The sequence below is a fragment of the Pseudomonas sp. NFPP07 genome (assembly GCF_900115645.1).
Taxonomy (GTDB): Bacteria; Pseudomonadota; Gammaproteobacteria; order Pseudomonadales; family Pseudomonadaceae; genus Aquipseudomonas; species Aquipseudomonas chlororaphis.
The window spans coordinates 424,992-441,514 of sequence record NZ_FOXG01000003.1 but is presented as its reverse complement, the minus strand read 5'-3'; the positions used below and the strand labels follow the sequence as shown (position 1 = coordinate 441,514).

At 62.6% G+C, this 16,523-nt stretch carries 12 protein-coding genes and 1 other RNA gene; 5 read left to right on the top strand and 8 right to left on the bottom strand.

Features of this window, described 5'->3' with window-relative positions:
• Nucleotides 1–78: 78 nt before the first annotated feature.
• Entirely contained in the window at nt 79–852 is a 774-nt protein-coding gene (locus tag BM019_RS10140) for a type 2 periplasmic-binding domain-containing protein (protein WP_092418176.1), read from the top strand.
• A 3-nt stretch (nt 853–855) separates the two neighbouring features.
• Here BM019_RS10140 and BM019_RS10135 read toward each other — a convergent pair whose 3' ends face one another.
• Nucleotides 856–2,556: a putative bifunctional diguanylate cyclase/phosphodiesterase gene (locus tag BM019_RS10135; protein ID WP_092418175.1), complete on the bottom strand. Its 1,701-nt coding sequence runs from the start codon at nt 2,554–2,556 to the stop codon at nt 856–858.
• Nucleotides 2,557–3,156: 600 nt separating this feature from the next.
• On the opposite strand from BM019_RS10135, the gene BM019_RS10130 reads away from it, so the two are divergent.
• Both BM019_RS10130 and BM019_RS10125 read left to right on the top strand, forming a co-directional pair.
• On the top strand, nt 3,157–3,471 hold the full coding sequence (locus BM019_RS10130; protein WP_007922376.1) for a helix-turn-helix domain-containing protein: 315 nt from the start codon (nt 3,157–3,159) through the stop codon (nt 3,469–3,471).
• A gap of 142 nt (nt 3,472–3,613) precedes the next feature.
• Nucleotides 3,614–3,988 carry a VOC family protein gene (locus tag BM019_RS10125; RefSeq protein WP_092418174.1) on the top strand — a complete coding sequence of 125 codons (375 nt, stop codon included), beginning with the start codon at nt 3,614–3,616 and terminating at the stop codon, nt 3,986–3,988.
• On the opposite strand, the gene BM019_RS10120 is transcribed toward BM019_RS10125, so the two are convergent.
• Nucleotides 3,922–4,905, bottom strand: a complete 984-nt coding sequence (locus BM019_RS10120; RefSeq protein ID WP_092418173.1) for a DMT family transporter — start codon at nt 4,903–4,905, stop codon at nt 3,922–3,924. The two genes, BM019_RS10125 and BM019_RS10120, sit on opposite strands and share 67 nt — an antisense overlap.
• A gap of 102 nt (nt 4,906–5,007) precedes the next feature.
• Here BM019_RS10120 and BM019_RS10115 point away from each other — a divergent pair, with 102 nt between their 5' ends.
• A complete protein-coding gene (locus BM019_RS10115; protein ID WP_092418172.1) occupies nt 5,008–5,874 on the top strand; it encodes a LysR family transcriptional regulator in 867 nt (288 codons plus the stop codon).
• A gap of 91 nt (nt 5,875–5,965) precedes the next feature.
• Here BM019_RS10115 and ffs read toward each other — a convergent pair.
• Nucleotides 5,966–6,062, bottom strand: an RNA gene (gene ffs / locus BM019_RS10110) — signal recognition particle sRNA small type.
• Nucleotides 6,063–6,723: 661 nt separating this feature from the next.
• Between ffs and BM019_RS10105 the strand changes: the two genes are divergently transcribed.
• Nucleotides 6,724–7,110 carry a DUF6124 family protein gene (locus tag BM019_RS10105; protein WP_092418171.1) on the top strand — a complete coding sequence of 129 codons (387 nt, stop codon included), beginning with the start codon at nt 6,724–6,726 and terminating at the stop codon, nt 7,108–7,110.
• A 105-nt stretch (nt 7,111–7,215) separates the two neighbouring features.
• On the opposite strand, the gene BM019_RS10100 is transcribed toward BM019_RS10105, so the two are convergent.
• The 5 genes from BM019_RS10100 to BM019_RS10080 form a co-directional block, all read right to left on the bottom strand.
• A complete protein-coding gene (locus tag BM019_RS10100) occupies nt 7,216–8,382 on the bottom strand; it encodes a zinc-binding metallopeptidase family protein (protein WP_092418170.1) in 1,167 nt (388 codons plus the stop codon).
• A 201-nt stretch (nt 8,383–8,583) separates the two neighbouring features.
• Nucleotides 8,584–10,950 (bottom strand): NAD-dependent DNA ligase LigA, encoded by a 2,367-nt coding sequence (gene ligA / locus BM019_RS10095; protein ID WP_092418169.1) that lies wholly within the window; start codon nt 10,948–10,950, stop codon nt 8,584–8,586.
• A 129-nt stretch (nt 10,951–11,079) separates the two neighbouring features.
• Entirely contained in the window at nt 11,080–11,928 is an 849-nt protein-coding gene (zipA, locus tag BM019_RS10090) for a cell division protein ZipA (RefSeq protein ID WP_007922364.1), read from the bottom strand.
• Between the two features lie 261 nt (nt 11,929–12,189).
• A complete protein-coding gene (gene smc, locus BM019_RS10085) occupies nt 12,190–15,678 on the bottom strand; it encodes a chromosome segregation protein SMC (RefSeq protein WP_092418168.1) in 3,489 nt (1,162 codons plus the stop codon).
• Nucleotides 15,679–15,680: 2 nt separating this feature from the next.
• Nucleotides 15,681–16,340 (bottom strand): GntR family transcriptional regulator, encoded by a 660-nt coding sequence (locus BM019_RS10080; RefSeq protein ID WP_009042939.1) that lies wholly within the window; start codon nt 16,338–16,340, stop codon nt 15,681–15,683.
• Nucleotides 16,341–16,523: the final 183 nt, after the last annotated feature.

Genomic DNA, 16,523 nt, shown 5'->3' with positions numbered 1-16,523 from the left:
CATCCGGTGCGCTCGTCTAATCTGGCTAAGCTGCTTTTTGTCGGGCTCGTCAGCGACCTTTTCCTGCGTGGAGACTCTATGCGTTTAGCCTTGGGCGCCTTTCTGCTGGTTGCCATGAATGGTTTTGCCGCAGAACCGGCCCTGCGCTTCTCGATCCCCGACAGCTGGGCCATGCCCGTGGTACAGATCGAACGTGGCCGGCCCACCCAGGGCATTCTCCACGACCTGATGGCCAGCCTCGCCACCCAGGTCGGCAACCCGGCCGAATTCCATGTCCTGGCCCGGGCCCGCGTGCAGGCAGCCATGGACCACAAGGAAATCGATGTCCGCTGCTATGTCGCCCAACCCTGGCTGCCCAACCCGTCCGGCGATTACATCTGGAGCATCCCGCTGTTCGTCCAGCGCGACCTGCTGGTCAGCCACGAGCGCCCCCCGCTCCCGGTCATTCCCGGGGAGCTACCGACGCAGCCCATCGGCACCGTCCTCAGCTACACCTACCCTTCCCTGCAACCCTTGTTCGACAGCCGCCAGTTGCTCCGCGACGACGCGCGCAACCAGGAACAGGTGCTGCAAAAACTCTGGGCCGGCCGCTACCGCTACGCGGTGAGCAACCAATGGACACTGGACTGGTTCAATCAGACCCTGCCACCCGACCAGCAGTTGCATGGCGTGGCCGTCCTGCAGGAACAGGCGGTCGGCTGCGTCATCCGCAACGATCCGGCGCTACCGGTGCAACGAGTGCTGCGCACCTTGTTGCGCATGAAGATGTCAGGAGAGATCGACGACATCATCGGTTTGTACACCGGCCACAGGCCGACCGAGAGCGCCCCGCAAAGCTATGGGGCGCCGTAGCTGTCAGCCGGCTTCGTCCTGCGGACACCATTCCAGCGGCGGCAGGAAGGTCGCCACCCAGCCCGGCACCTCGCTGGCCGGCATGGGCGGGGCGATGAAATAGCCTTGCGCCACGTCGCAGCCCAGCGACATCAGCAACTCGCCGTGCTCCATGGTTTCCAGGCCTTCGGCTACCACCTGCCGATCAAACGCCCGGGCCAGGCCGATCAGGGCCTGGGTCAGCGCCAGGTCGCCCTTGTCGTGCAGCATGTCGCGCACGAACATGCGGTCGATCTTGATGGTCTGGGTGCGCAAGCGCTTGAGGTAACTCAGCGACGAATGCCCGGTGCCGAAATCCCCCAGGGAGAATTGCACGCCCAGCGCCTGGCAGGCCTCGAGGCAAGCGCTGACGTGCTGGAGATTCTCCACCGCCACCGCCTCGACGATTTCCAGGTCCAGCAACTGCGGGGCAATCTGCGGATGGCGCTCGAGCACCGCCTTGAGCCGGTCGACGAAATCCCCCCGCTGGAAATGCCGCGCGGCGATATTGACGCTGATCGGCCAACGCTGTCCGGCCAACTGCCATTGCCGCAACTGGGCCATGACCTGCTCCATCACCCACTCGCCGATATCGACGATCAGGTCGGTCTCCTCCACCAGCGGCAGGAACTCCCGAGGCGCAACCATGCCCCGCTGCGGATGCTGCCAACGCAGCAACGCCTCGAAACCCACCACCTCGCCGCTGCGCATGTTGACCTTGGGTTGAAAGTGCAGGCACAGCTCGCCGGCCGCCAGCGCCTGCCGGACCCGCTCCACTGTCTGGTGGGTGGCCTTGACCTCGCGGTCCCGCGACACATCGAACAAGTGGAAGCGATTGCGCCCGCTCTGCTTGGCCACGTACATCGCCTGGTCGGCATGCCGCAGCAAGGTGTCGGCATCGTCGTTGTCGGCGGGAAACAGCGTGACGCCGATGCTGGCGCAGACGTTGATCTCCTTGTCCTGGATCAGATAAGGCGTGGCGATCACCCCCAGCACCCGGTGCAGCGCCGCCCGCAACTCGCGAATGTCACGCACATGACGCAGGATCAGCACGAACTCGTCCCCGGCCAGCCGCGCCACCACGTCTTCGCCGCGAATGATCGAGCGCAGGCGCGCCGCTACCTCCACCAATAACAGGTCGCCGCTGGCATGCCCGTAGCCATCGTTGACCGCCTTGAAGCCGTCGAGATCGAGCATGCACACCGCCAGCGCAATGTTCTCCTTGCGCGAGTAGTCCAGCGCCTGGTTGAGCAGGTCGGACAGAAAGGAACGGTTGGGCAAACCGGTCAGCACATCGTGCCCGACCCGCCATTGCAGCGAGTGCAACAAGCGCCGTTTTTCGCTGATATCGAAACGGATCGCCACATAACGCTGGACCCGACCAGTGGCCTCATCGAGCAAGGGCACGATGGTGCTGTCGACCCAATACAAGGTCCCATCCTTGGCCCGGTTGCAGATCTCACCCTTCCAGACCTGGCCCAGGGCAATGGTGCGCCACATGCTGCTGAAAAATTCGGGGGGGTGCAGGCCGGAGCCGAGGATCCGGTGATTGGCGCCCAGCAGCTCTTCACGGCTGTAGCCGGAAATCGAACAGAACTGGTCGTTGACGTAAGTGATCCGGCCGGTCAGGTCGGTCTCGGAAAAAATGGCGGCTGCATCCACGGCCCTGCGGTATTTCTCATCCATGAGTCTGGCTCACTGTCGCTAGCGGTTAAACCGCTCGACCAAGGCACGAGGCCCGGAAGAGATGTTTGGGCGTTCATCCTCACTCACTTCGCAAACCCAGGCAGGCTTAGGCTGCTGCTCCGAAGGTATCTGCTGAACAGAGGTGACCGGCACATTCAGACGCACGTTAAAACTCCATAGACAGCATTCGACAATGCCAGCCCAGACAAGCCGGCAAGAGGCCGACCGAGAAAAATGGCGCACCGTCTCGCCCCACCTGACACAATTGCAACCGTACAGCGACCCGCACCGTCATTGATCTTCGAATCGACGAAGATCAACTAAAATCAGTCAGGGATCAGCCGAATTTGGCGGGTGGGACACTGGCAATCATCAGCGAGACGTTCGCGCCTGCGCCATACCCTCGATTCTGGTGAACAAGGAAAATGCAATGAGTTCTTGTTTCATCAGTTCATCTTCTGAAACTAGATCACCAAATGCCTGTCCGAAGCGTCGATTCTACGAATTGCATCACATTTTGCAAGGCAAGGTGATGAATCATGGCGTTGCCTAATGCAAAGATTTATCGTTAAGTTCTTGATTCTAAATGGGAATTGAGCGATGCAAATTTCAAGTTTGGGTCCAGCCATCAGGCGTTACCGCAAGGTAGCGGGGCTTACTCAGGCTGAACTAGGCGAAAAAACCGGTTTTGACCCTAAAACCATCAGCCGCTTCGAAACCGGCACCTACACCCCCAGTGTGGAAGCCCTGTTCCTGCTGGCCGATGTACTCGGGGTGAAGCTGAAAGCCTTTTTCGCAGATCTGGGCGACGAAGACGAACAGCGGGCGTATCTGTTCGGTGTCATTCACAAAGCCACCCCGAAGGACCTGGGAAAGCTGATAGCAGCGGTAGACCTGGCCTTGTCCAAGCCTTAGAGCCGAGCAACACGCAGAGGAGGCAGATCTATCGAAGCCGATAGCCTGCCTCCTCTTCATTTCCCCCAGATGACTCCTGACAGGAACTGACCGCGGCGCCCCTTAAGCTGGCGTGCGCAGCCCAACCTCTCCAGGAGTCCAGATGATCGCTACCAGCACTTACCTTCTGCTTTACGTCGACAGCCCCGCCACCAGCGCCAACTTTTACAGCCTCCTGCTGGACAGGCCACCGGTCGAGCTGTCGCCGACCTTTGCCCTGTTCATTCTTGACTCGGGGCTCAAGCTCGGCCTCTGGTCCAGACAGGATGTCGAGCCAGCCACCCAAGTCACCGGCGGTGGCGGCGAACTGGCCCTGGCCGTGGCCGATAAGCAGACCGTCGACCGGCTGCACGGCCAATGGGCCGAATCCGGCGTGAACATCGCCCAGGCCCCAACCACCCTGGACTTCGGCTACACCTTCGTCGCCCTGGACCCGGACGGGCATCGGCTCAGGGTGTTTTGCCTCACCCCGGAGTGAACAGGAGCCGTGCCGATAGAGCCCGGCAGCACGGAGCGGCGCCGCGCCCAGCGCCCCTCCAGCTGCATCGCCATCACACTGCCGAGGACGATCGCCGCGCCCACGATCACCGCGCCATGCACCCGCTCATGCAGGACCAGCGCCGCCAGCAGCATGGCGATCGGCGGTATCAGGTACATGGCAATGGATGCCCGGCTGACTTCGACCCGCGCCAGCACATAGGCCCACGCCAGGTAAGCCAGCGCACTGGGAAACAGCCCCAGCAGCAACACCGCCAGGTTCACCCGCCACGGCGCCTGGACCACCGCGACCGCCAGCCCCGGCCAATACAGGCTCAACAGCAAGGTGCCGGCCCAGACCATGTAGCACACGGTAGTCAGCAGGTCGTAACGCCCCGAATAGCGCCGCTGCAAAACGAAGTACAAGCCCCAGGAGAAGGCCGCCAGCAGCACCAGTAATCCCCGGGGCTCGATCGACGCCACGCCCTGGTCGCCCCAGACCACCACGACCGCCCCCAGCAACCCCAGCCCGACACACCCCCAGCGCCAACCGCTGACCGGCTCCCTCAACCAGAAAAACGCAATCAGGGTGCTGAAGATCGGCGCCGACTGCGCCAGCACACTGGATGCCCCCGCGCTCAACCCCTGCTGGCCATAGTTGAGGCTGACGTGATGCAGGGCGATGGCAAAAAAGCCCAGCACCAGCAACCAGGGCAGATCGCGCCAGCGTGGCAGGGAGATTCTCTTCACTAGGGCGATGCCCCCCATGAACAGCGAAGCAATCAGAAAGCGCAGCAACGCCAGATGGCCAGGTTCGTAGCCTTCCAGCCCAATATGAATACCCACCGGGGAGTAGGCCCAACTCAGAATGACCGCGGCGGTCGCCAGGACCAGCTTCAACGCAGGAGAGATGTTCAAGACACAGGCACTCGGCAGCACAAGAAAGGCCTTCAGTCTCCCGCCCGCCACAACTCACCACAATTAACGGATACTGAGACCAGACCTCACTGGAAATGAGCAATGGAACTGAGCCAACTGAAAATGGTGAAAGCGGTCGCCCGCACCGGCAGCATTGCCCGAGCGGCCGAACAACTGCATTGCGTGCCCTCCAACATCACCAACCGCCTCAAGCAACTGGAAGGCGAGTTGGGCGCCCGCCTGTTTATCCGTGCCGGCCGCGGGCTGAAAATCAGCCCGGACGGGGAAATCTTTCTCGGCTACAGCGAGCGCATCCTGGCCCTGGCGGATGAGGCCAAACGGGCGGTCGACCGCAAGGCCGAACCCAGCGGTATCCTGCGCATCGGCGCCATCGAATCCTGCGCCGGCGGGCGCTTGCCGCCCCTACTGGCGGAATTCCATCAGCGCTTTCCACAGGTCACCCTGGAGCTGGTAACCGGCACTTGGTCGCAGCTGTTCGAGGAACTGCAACATCACCGGATCGATGGCGCACTGGTCGCGATCGACACCCTCCCCCCGAAACTGGAGCGCACCGCCCTGTACAGCGAGCCCCTGGTGCTGGTTACCAGCGCCGACGCCGCGCCCGTGCTGAACCCGCGGGACCTGCAAGACCAGACCCTGTTCATGTGGCCCGGCGGCTGCCCTTATCGCCGCGCCCTGGAGCATTGGCTGAACGCCCACGACGTGACCGCGACCATCATCGGCTACGCGAGCTGGGGCACCATTATCGACTGCGTCAGCGCCGGCGCCGGCATGACCCTGGCCCCGGAAGGCGTACTCGACCGCTACACCCTGTCCGCAGGCCTGGCGCGCCACCGCTTCGCCGACCTGCAGCCGATCGACATTCGTTTTGTCTGGAACAAGGAAATACAACGCCACACCGCACGGGACGCGTTTGCGCAGTTATTGCAGGAACGATTGGGGAAATGAAACGAGCGACCGGCGAGAGACCAGATCAGGTAAAACAGGGGGGGAATTCAGAATATTCGTCGAGGACCGACAGAGGGCGTTATGGAGGCAACCCCACCAGCCACACCCCGGCACACAATGTCACCGCTGCGGCTGCTCCCTTCCAGGCCTGACCGGGTTCACGGCTGATCGTTGCGAGGGGACCAATGGGGTCACCATAACGACGCTCACCTGACGGCGAGCCGCGCCATTGTACCTATCTGCGGCGAAGTTACAACCGCTCTGTAAAGATTAAAAAATCTTAACGGCTTCAAGTACTTGGATCATTACCCCGCTCGCTTGCCGATTCCTGTAGCCGCTGCCGCAGGCTGCGATCGACGGCGAAGCCGTCGCCAACCATTGGTCGAGCAGCAACGAAACGCCCTGTTGTCCGCCATTGCGGCCGCTGCGCGACCGATCGCAGCCTGCGGCAGCGGCTACAGGGACCGCGCATGAGCGAGATGGCAGTTTTGCGGCGAGCCGGCAGTCGATTTTTCGCTTTGTTTTGTAAGGGGTTTCCTAGAAACTCTGGAACGCCTTTGGGCGGGTTGTACCCCTGAATTTGATCGGGCAGTCTGCGTGGGTCGTTGCAGTTTCAACGACCCGGATGTGGAAGTCTGGAAAAGTCATTGGTACAGCGCTCAACAGCGACTGCTGGCGTTTTATGTCCGCAGATCCGTGTTATGGCGACCATGCGTGGGGCACTTTCGAGTGCGCCGGGTTTTGGGTACCAAGGACTCCCCGGTCTTCCACACCCACGCATGGCTGCCACCCTCTCGTGTGGAAGCGAGACTGGCGGCTTTCACTTTTCAGAGAGTCGTAGGTACCCACATGAAAAAGCTCGTCCCCGACCCGCCCTTCATCACCCCGCGCCGATTACGCGACCCTGAACTGGATGCGGCCAATACCTCCCTGCTCCTGTCGCTCAACGACCAGAAACAACCGCTGCTGGCGCAACTGAAAGAAACCCGCAGCCAGCCCTTCGGCCTGCATGACGCCCAGCAACGGCCGCTGTTCGCGGTGCAGGCCGGGGTGAATGCCGAAGAAGCCTTGATGCACGTCTCGCTATTGCTCAAATGCGCCGAAGAAGTCTCGGATGAAATCACCGAACAGGGCAGCGGCATCGAACGCGGGCTGATCTGGTCCATGGTGCATTCCGTGGAGATGGCTCGCGCGGTGGTCGATGCCTTGCTCGATGGCGTGCGCACCAGCCGCTGATCGCGATCCAGGGGCTTGCTTGCGATGCAGGCGACGCGGTCCGGAAGCAGACCGTGGGGATGCCATCGCGAGCAAGCTTCGCTCCTACAGAAGCAGTCGGCGGTGTCAGGCTTGTTCGAGTGCTGCGTCGGCCTTGCCGCCGGCCTGCTGGATCACCAGGTGGATGAAGTGCAGCTTGGCGATCACCGCCGGCGGCAGGATGAAGGGATAGAAATCCGGCTGGCCCATGCTGCGCGACAGTTCGTTGAGCATGCCGGCCAGTTCGATCCAGGCGTTGACAAAAGAGAGGAACGCCGGGCCGCCAGGGTGCTGCGGGTCATATAGGGTATCCAGCGGGAACGGCTGGTAGTCGAAGTCCATTTCCCGGGCGCTCATGCCGAAGCCCAGCGCGGTGTCGACCGCGTCCATCATGTGCAGGTAGTGGGCCCAGGTTTCCGCCCAGTCTTCCCAGGGATGCATGGTGGCGTAGGCGCTGACATAGGTCTGCGACCAATCGCTCGGTGCGCCCTGCTGGTAATGCCGGTCCAGGGCTTCGGCGTAGCTCGCGCGTTCGTCGCCGAACAGCGCGCGACAGGGTTCCAGCCAATGGCTGCCTGCGATCAGGCGATCCCAGTAGTAATGCCCCACCTCATGCCGGAAGTGGCCGAGCAAGGTGCGATAGGGTTCGCGCATCTGTACCCGCACCTGCTCGCGATACGCATCGTCGGCCTCCTTGATGTCGAGGGTGATCAGGCCGTTGGCGTGGCCGGTCATGGGCGCCCTGCCCTGCAGATCAATGCCGACAAAATCGAAAGCCAGGCCGGCCTCTTCATCCTCGGCCTTGGCGATCAGCGGCAAGCCCAGGCTCACCAGTTGCGCCACCAGGCGGCGCTTGGCGATTTCCACCATGCGCCAGCGCTCGGGGTTTTCCGGTACGCCAAGATCGGGAATGGTCCGGTTCAGCCTGCACGCCACACACAGGGTAGCGGCGCCATGCGCAGGCAGCAGCCAGTTGCAGGCCGCCGGGGTATCGAGGTTGGCGCAACGCCGGAACAACCCGGCTTGCGGATCGACGTCCAGCCGCCAGGTATCGGCCTCCGGTCCTGGCTGCAGCGACGACAGGCGACTCTGCTCCGGCTGATAACCCAGGGCCGCCGAACAGGCCAGGCACTGACTGTTGCGAAAGAACAGCGATTGCCCGCAGCGACACCGCCAGACCTTGCTGTTGCGGCTGTCTTCACGGACAAAGGGTGCGGCGATACGGGAACTGAGCTGTTCGAAGAAGCGGTACATGGCGATCTCTCCCTGGGCGTGCCAAGACTAGATCATATGGACGAGATGATCGTTCCATCACCTTCAGGGCGTTCCTGCCGGGGAACGCCATTCCATGTAGCCGCTACCGCAGGCTGCGACAAGGTCCGCAGTACCTTCCGGCGCCCAACAGAGCAACGCCCGCTGCGCGGTCGATCGCCGCCTTCGGCAGCGGCTACAGGGTTATACCGAGATACCGTGCTGGCCGAGGAAGGCCACGAAGGCTTCTTCGTCCAGCACTTTCAGGCCCAATTCGTTGGCCTTGGCCAGCTTGGAGCCGGCACCGGGGCCGGCCACCACGCAGTGGGTCTTGGCCGAAACGGAACCGGCGACCTTGGCGCCCAGGCTTTCCAGCTTGTCCTTGGCCACGTCGCGGCTCATCAGCTCCAGCGAGCCGGTGAGCACCCAGGTCTGACCGGCCAGCGGCAGCCCTTCCACCACTTTCTTCTCGCTCTGCCAGTGCATGCCGAAGGCTTGCAACTGCGCCTCGATGGCCAGTGCCCGCTCGGCGTTTTCCGCGATGTCGAAGAACTCGCGTACGGCCTTGGCCTGCTTCTCCGGCAAGGTCTGGCGCATGTCCAGCCAGTCCGCCTTGACCACGCCGTCGAGGGTCGCGAACTTGTCCGCCAACTTCTGCGCCGCACCCGGCCCCACCGATGGAATGTTCAGCTTGTCGAGCATGCCACCCAGGGTGGTACTGGCAGCGAACTCGGCGCCCAGATCGCCCTGATCCTGCAACTGCAGCCCGCACTGCTGCGGATCGAGCAGGGCACCGATCACCTCTTGGTTATGGCTGTCCTCGAAGAAGCTGTGAATCTCGTGAGCCACTTCCAGGCCGATATCCGGCAGGTAGGTCAGTACTTCCGGCAAGGCCTGCTGCACGCGCTCCAGAGAGGCCAGGGAGCGCGCCAGGACCTTGGCCGTCTCCTCGCCCACATCGGGAATGCCCAGGGCGTAGATGAAACGCGCCAGGCCCGGCTTCTTGCTGTCTTCGATGGCCTTGAGCAGCTTGTTGCTGGAGACTTCAGCGAAGCCTTCCAGGTCGATGATCTGCTCGTACTTGAGTTTGTAGAGATCGGCCGGCGAACCAATGAGCTTTTCGTCCACCAGCTGCTCGATGGTCTTGTCGCCCAGCCCTTCGATATCCATCGCCCGACGGGAAACGAAGTGGATGATCGCCTGCTTGAGCTGCGCGCCACAGGCCAGGCGACCGACGCAGCGGTACACCGCACCTTCGCTGATGGTTTCCTTGCCCTTGCTGCGCTTGATCAGTTGCGTGCGCTCGACATGGGAGCCGCACACCGGGCAGGTCTGCGGGATATGCACCTTGCGCGCATTTTCCGGACGACGCTCGGCGACCACCTGCACCACTTGCGGAATCACATCGCCCGCCCGGCGGATGATCACGGTGTCGCCGATCATCAGGCCCAGGCGCGCCACTTCGTCCATGTTGTGCAGGGTCGCGTTGGAGACGGTGACACCCGCCACCTTGACCGGTTTCAGACGGGCCACCGGGGTCACCGCGCCGGTGCGGCCAACCTGGAATTCCACGTCCAGCAGCTCGGTCAGCTCTTCCATCGCCGGGAATTTATGAGCGATCGCCCAGCGCGGCTCGCGAGCCCGGAAGCCCAGCTCGCGCTGCGAGGCAATGCTGTTGACCTTGAACACCACACCGTCGATTTCATAAGGCAAGCCATTACGGCGCTCGCCGATATCGCGGTAGTAATCCAGGCATTCGTCGATACCCTTGGCCAGTTTCAGCTCGCGACTGACGGGCATGCCCCAGCGCTTGAGCTGCTCCAGGTTGCCGATATGGGTGTCGGCGATATCCGCAGTGACCTGGCCGATCCCGTAGCAGCAGAATTCCAGCGGGCGGCTGGCGGTGATCTTCGAGTCCAGCTGGCGCAAGCTGCCGGCCGCGGCGTTCCGCGGGTTGGCGAAGGTCTTGCCGCCAACTTCCAGCTGCGCGGCATTGAGCCGCTCGAAACCGGCCTTGGACATGTACACCTCGCCGCGCACCTCCAGGGTCGCCGGCCAGCCACTGCCGTGCAGCTTCAGGGGGATGTTGCGCACGGTGCGCACGTTGACGCTGATGTCTTCGCCGGTGGTGCCGTCGCCGCGAGTCGCGCCGCGCACCAGCACGCCGTCCAGATACAGCAGGCTGACCGCCAGGCCATCGAGCTTCGGCTCGCAGCTGTATTCCACCGCCGCACCGCCACCGAACAGATCGCCTACCGGCAGGTCGAGACCCTCGGTCACCCGGCGATCGAACTCGCGCATGTCGGTTTCTTCGAAGGCGTTGCCCAGGCTGAGCATGGGGATTTCGTGGCGCACCTGAGTGAAGGCCGAGAGCGCCGCGCTGCCGACGCGCTGGGTGGGCGAGTCGCTGCTGACCAGCTCCGGGTGTTCGGCTTCCAGTGCCTTGAGCTCATGGAACAGGCGATCGTATTCAGCGTCCGGAATGCTCGGCTCGTCGAGTACGTGGTAGCGATAGTTGTGCTGATCCAGCTCAGCGCGCAGCTCAAGAATGCGGGTTTCGGCGGAGGTCATGGTGTTCTCTCAAAAAGCAAAAGAGCAGCCTAGGCTGCTCAATATTTGTCTGGGTGGGCCCTTCGGCCCTATCGCGAGCCCGCTCCGACAGGCCAAGGGTTATGCCGGAGCGGCTGGCTCGCGAAGCGCTCAGCGCTTCTGGGTCAGGGCGCGACGTTCGAATTCGACGATGCGCTGACGGTAGTGCTCGATGGTCTGGGCGGTCAGCACACTGCGCTGGTCATCCTTCAGCTCGCCATTCAGTTCCTGGGACAGCTTGCGCGCCGCAGCCACCATCACGTCGAAAGCCTGTTTCGGATGACGCGGGCCTGGCAGGCCGAGGAAGAAGCTCACCGCCGGGGTGCTGAAGTGGTCGATGTCATCCAGGTCGAATACGCCCGGCTTGACCGCGTTGGCCATGGAGAACAGCACTTCGCCGTTGCCGGCCATGCTTTCGTGACGGTGGAAAATATCCATCTCGCCAAAACGCAGGCCGCTTTCCAGGATGTTCTGCAACAGCGCCGGGCCCTTGAAGCCGCCGGCATCACGGCAGATCACGCTGATCACCAGCACTTCTTCGGCTTGCGGCTGGTCCTTGTCGGCGTAACCGGAAGCCTTGGTTTCATCCGGGAAGTCATCGTCGCGGCTGCTGAAGCTCGGGCCGCCGTCCAGATCCAGGTTGAGGTTCAGGTCGCCCTGTTGTGGCTCGCTGGCACGCTTGCCACGCTTGGAACCGGATTCGCGCGGTTCGCGCGCCGGCGCGCTCATCGACGGCAGGTCGTGCTCGTCGAGTTGCGGTTCCTTATGGGTATCCAGCACGCGGGGCGGGCCCAGCAGTTCGGCACTGCTGTCGTCGTCCGGCAGGTTGGACAGGCTACGATCCAGGCGGAATTTCAACTTTCCTTTGCCGCCGCGCATACGGCGCCAGCCATCAAAAAGAATACCGGCAATGACAATGATGCCGATGACGATCAGCCACTCGCGCAGACCGATTTCCATGTAATCCCGTGCCTCTATGAAAAATGCTGAAAAATAAGAGGTTTAGCAAACTGCAAACCGCTTTAAAACGTGGCGCCAACTCTATGTTCTGACTGGCCTTTTGCCCACGTATAGGAAAAATTGACATTAAACTAGCACGACCAAAGACAACTTTACACCGTCTGTCGCAACGGCTTCATTCAATATGTCGATCAGCCAGTACTCGGCACAGGTAAAAACCTCTTACTTGTCACTTACATACCGGCTTTGGTCGCCCGGATATCAGGCGTCCACCATCGCCATCGCCTCCTCGACATCCACTGCTACCAGGCGCGAACAGCCGGGTTCGTGCATCGTCACGCCCATCAATTGATCGGCCATTTCCATGGCGATCTTGTTGTGGGTGATATAGATGAACTGCACCGTCTGCGACATCTCTTTAACCAGCCTTGCGTAGCGTCCAACGTTAGCGTCATCCAGCGGGGCGTCAACTTCGTCGAGCATGCAGAACGGCGCCGGGTTCAACTTGAAGATGGCAAATACCAGCGCCAGGGCCGTCAATGCTTTCTCACCACCGGACAACAAATGAATGGTGCTGTTCTTCTTCCCTGGCGGACGCGCCATGATCGTTACCCCTGTATCGAGTAGATCTTCGCCCGTCAGTTCCAAATAAGCGCTGCCGCCACCGAAAACTTTTGGAAAGAGCGCCTGTAAACCGCCGTTAATCTGATCAAAGGTATCCTTGAAACGATTACGGGTTTCCTTGTCGATCTTGCGAATCACGTTTTCCAGGGTTTCCAGGGCTTCCACCAGATCGGCGTCCTGGGCGTCCAGATAACGTTTGCGTTCGGACTGCTGCTGGTACTCATCGATGGCCGCGAGGTTGATCGCCCCCAGGCGCTGGATGCGCGCGGCAATCCGCTCGAGTTCTTCCTCGGCCTCTTTCTCGCTGGCCTGCTCGGTCAGCGTGGCGAGCACGCCCTGCAAGTCGTAGCCGTCTTCCAGCAACTGGTCCTGCAAGGTCTTGCGACGCACGCTCAGGGCCTGCCATTCCATGCGCTGCTGTTCGAGCTGGCCACGGATCAACTGCGATTGCTGCTCGGCCTGGGTCCGACGTTTTTCCGCGTCGCGCAATTCGCGGTCGGCATCTTCCATGGCGATCTGCGCGCTCTTGAGCTCGACGTCGACGGTCATGCGTTTTTCCAGCAATTCCTCGAGCTTCAGGCGCAGCTCTTCCAGCGGTGCGGCGCCCTCCTCCAGGTTCAGGCTGAGCTGTTCGCGCTTCTCCGTCAGGCGTTCCGATTGCAGCTCCAGGCGCTCCAGGGCCTGGCGGGTGGAATCGTGCTGGGCCTTGAGCGACCCCAGGCGCACCGCCAACTGATGAGCGTGATCCTTGTGCTGGCGCGCCTCCTGGCGCACCCGGTCCAGGCGTTCGCGCAAACTGTCGCGCTGGGCCAGCAGCAATTCGCGCTGTTCGGTGTCCAGGGCCATGCTGTCGAGGGCTTCCTGCAGCTGCAGACGGGCTTCGCCCACCTGCTCGTGTTCCACAGCGCGCTGCTCGCCCAGCTCCGCCACTTCTTCATCCAGGCGGGTACGGCGCAGGGCCAACTGCTCGGCCTTGGCCTTGCCGGCAGAAAGCCTGGCTTTCAATTCACCCTGCTGACGGGCTTCGTCCTGCAACAGACGGCGCAGGTGTTCGCGACCGTTCTCTTGCTGGCGCTGTTGCGCACGCAGGTTCTGCAACCGGGTTTCCAGGTCTTCCACGCTGGCTTCGCGCTCGTCGCGCTCCAGGCTCAGTTGTTCGATTTCCTGGTTGCGCGCGAGCATGCCGCTTTCCGCTTCGCTGGCGCGGCGCACCCGCAGAAAATGCCGGCCGACCCAGAACCCGTCACGGCTGATCAGGCTCTCGCCGGCCGCCAGTTGGCCACGCAACGCCAGGGCCTGCTCAAGGCTTTCCACAGGCTTGACCTGGCCCAGCCACGGCGCCAGATCGACCTGAGCATCGACCTTGTCCAGCAGGCTGCCAGGCATCCGCGCGCCCTCGCCCGCCAGCTGGAGCAGGCGCAGGTCGCCCTGCTCGAAGCCAGCCAGGTCGAAGCCGGCAAAATCGTCGACCAGTACCGCTTGCAGGTCGGCGCCAAGCACGGTTTCCACCGCCAGCTCCCAACCGGCCTCGACCTTCAGGCCTTCGGCCAGCCGCGGACGCTCGGCCAACTGTTGCTCCTGCAGCCACTGCGCGGCGCCGGTCCCCGGATTGAGCGCGGCCTGCTGCAAAGCCTCCAGCGAGGCCAGGCGACCATTGAGACGCTGCAACTCGCCCTGGGCCTGCTGCTGGGCCTGGGTCGCCTGATGCAGCTCCTGGCGCAGCTGTTCCAGGCGCTCGACTTGAGCGTCTTCGCTGGCCTGCAGGTCTTCCAGGGTCGCCTCACTGGCCGCGAGTTGTTCATTGAGTTCGAGGATCGCCGCGTCTTCCGGGTCGGCGGCGAGCAACGCGCGCTCCTCCACCAGGCGCCGCTGGCGCTCGCCCAGACGTTCCATGCTGCCTTCGAGCTGCTGGATACGCGACTGCTGCACCTCGGCCTGGCGTCGCGGTTCGGCGGATTTGAGGTTGAAACCGTCCCACTGCTCCTGCCAGCCGTGCATGGTGGTTTCGGCTTCTTCCAGGGCCGCGGCAGCCTCTTCGGCGGCGGCGCTGGTGACTTCCTGCTCGGGTTCAAGCATTTCCAGCTCTTCACCGAGGGTCGCGAGCAAGGTGCGGTCGTGGCCCAGGTGGGATTCGGTCTCCTGGCGTGCACGCTCGGCTTCGCGCAAGTCGTCCTGCAACTGGCGCAAACGCTGCTGGCCGTGCTGGATGCTCTGTTCGACCCGGGCGATGTCGCCACCGACCGAATAGAAGCGCCCCTGCACCAGATTGAAGCGCTCGGACAGTTCATGGTGACCGTCACGCAGGCGCTCGATGGCGGCGTCGGCATTGCGTTGCTCCGCCACCAGGGCTTCAAAGCCGACTTCCTGGTTGCCGATGATCGATTCGCGCTGGCCGACCTGCTCGTTAAGCTCCTGCCAGCGCAGTGCCGACAGCCGGGCCTTGAGCTGACGCTCCTCGCCTTTGTATTCCTGGTACTTCTCGGCCGCCTGGGCCTGGCGGTGCAGGCGTTCGAGCTGGCGCTCCAGCTCTTCGCGCAGGTCGGTCAGGCGCGCCAGGTTTTCGTGGGTACGGCGGATGCGGTTTTCGGTTTCCCGGCGGCGCTCCTTGTACTTGGAAATCCCGGCGGCTTCTTCGATGAAGTTGCGCAGGTCTTCCGGCTTGGCTTCGATCAGCTTGGAGATCATGCCCTGCTCGATGATCGAGTAGCTGCGTGGCCCCAGGCCGGTGCCGAGGAAGATGTCGGTAATGTCACGACGGCGGCACTTGGCGCCGTTGAGGAAATAGCTGTTCTGGCTGTCGCGGGTGACCTTGCGGCGGATGGAGATTTCCGCGTAGGCCGCGTACTCGCCGACCAGGGTACCGTCGGAGTTGTCGAAGACCAGCTCGATGCTGGCCTGGCTCACCGGCTTGCGGCTGGTGGAACCGTTGAAGATGACGTCGGTCATCGACTCGCCGCGCAGGTTCTTGGCCGAGCTCTCGCCCATGACCCAGCGCACGGCGTCGATGATGTTCGACTTGCCGCAACCATTGGGTCCGACCACCGCCGCCATGTTACTGGGGAAGTTCACCGTGGTCGGGTCGACGAAGGACTTGAAGCCCGCCAGCTTGATGCACTTGAGCCGCACGCTCAGGCAACCGTCAAGGCGGCGACTACCAGGTCGCAACTGCGCCGGGCATAGGCCGTCAGCACCAGGCGGATCGTCGGCAAGTCACGGGCCAGCACGGCGGCCAGCAGTTGCTCGAACAGGTCGAGGAATTCGCTCATTTCCGCCTTGCGCTGCTCCAGGGCCAGGAAATAGGCACGGCTCATCGCCGGCTGCAGGTTCTCGACGGTTTCCTGCAGGTACGGGTTGTCGGCGAACGGGTAGGCGGCGCGCATCACGTTGAAGCTGTCTTCGACGAAACTGCGGATGTCCTGGCGCTCGTAGGCGGCGATCAATCGTTGCTGGATCTGCAGGAACGGCGCCATGTCGGCCTGCAGTTCCCAGCCGTTGGCCACCGAGTTGCCCAGCAGGATGTACAGCTCGCTCATCAGGGTGCACAGGCTCTGCACCTTGTGCGGGGTGAGTTCGGTCACATGGGCGCCACGACGCGGCAGGATGGCGATCAGGTGACGGCGTTCGAGGATCAGCAGGGCCTCGCGGACCGAGCCGCGGCTGACGTTGAGGGCCAGCGTGACCTTCTGTTCCTGAATGCGCTCCCCAGGCTTGAGCTCGCCGCGAATGATGCGTTCGGCGAGGTGGTGAGCGATTTGCTCGGCGAGGCTGTCCGGCGCCTTGAACGTCATGGTTTTCCTTCAAACTCTTAGATCGGTACAAGCGGCGCAGTGTAGCGCAATTGCTACCTCATGGCGGAGTGCCCAAGGGCCTGAATTTGGCACGGAATAAGCAAAAGGCACTGCGGCCCGGGAGGGTCAATACTGTTTGAAAGCGCTTGTTGATCGGCAAAAAACGATTTCCTGACCCTTAAG

Bases quoted from the DNA above. Each gene is read 5' to 3' on its own strand.
- BM019_RS10130 (WP_007922376.1), top strand. From the start codon at position 3,157: ATGCAAATTTCAAGTTTGGGTCCAGCCATCAGGCGTTACCGCAAGGTA.
- BM019_RS10115 (WP_092418172.1), top strand. From the start codon at position 5,008: ATGGAACTGAGCCAACTGAAAATGGTGAAAGCGGTCGCCCGCACCGGC.
- BM019_RS10140 (WP_092418176.1), top strand. From the start codon at position 79: ATGCGTTTAGCCTTGGGCGCCTTTCTGCTGGTTGCCATGAATGGTTTT.
- BM019_RS10135 (WP_092418175.1), bottom strand. From the start codon at position 2,556: ATGGATGAGAAATACCGCAGGGCCGTGGATGCAGCCGCCATTTTTTCC.
- BM019_RS10105 (WP_092418171.1), top strand. From the start codon at position 6,724: ATGAAAAAGCTCGTCCCCGACCCGCCCTTCATCACCCCGCGCCGATTA.
- BM019_RS10080 (WP_009042939.1), bottom strand. From the start codon at position 16,340: ATGACGTTCAAGGCGCCGGACAGCCTCGCCGAGCAAATCGCTCACCAC.
- BM019_RS10100 (WP_092418170.1), bottom strand. From the start codon at position 8,382: ATGTACCGCTTCTTCGAACAGCTCAGTTCCCGTATCGCCGCACCCTTT.
- zipA (WP_007922364.1), bottom strand. From the start codon at position 11,928: ATGGAAATCGGTCTGCGCGAGTGGCTGATCGTCATCGGCATCATTGTC.
- BM019_RS10125 (WP_092418174.1), top strand. From the start codon at position 3,614: ATGATCGCTACCAGCACTTACCTTCTGCTTTACGTCGACAGCCCCGCC.
- ligA (WP_092418169.1), bottom strand. From the start codon at position 10,950: ATGACCTCCGCCGAAACCCGCATTCTTGAGCTGCGCGCTGAGCTGGAT.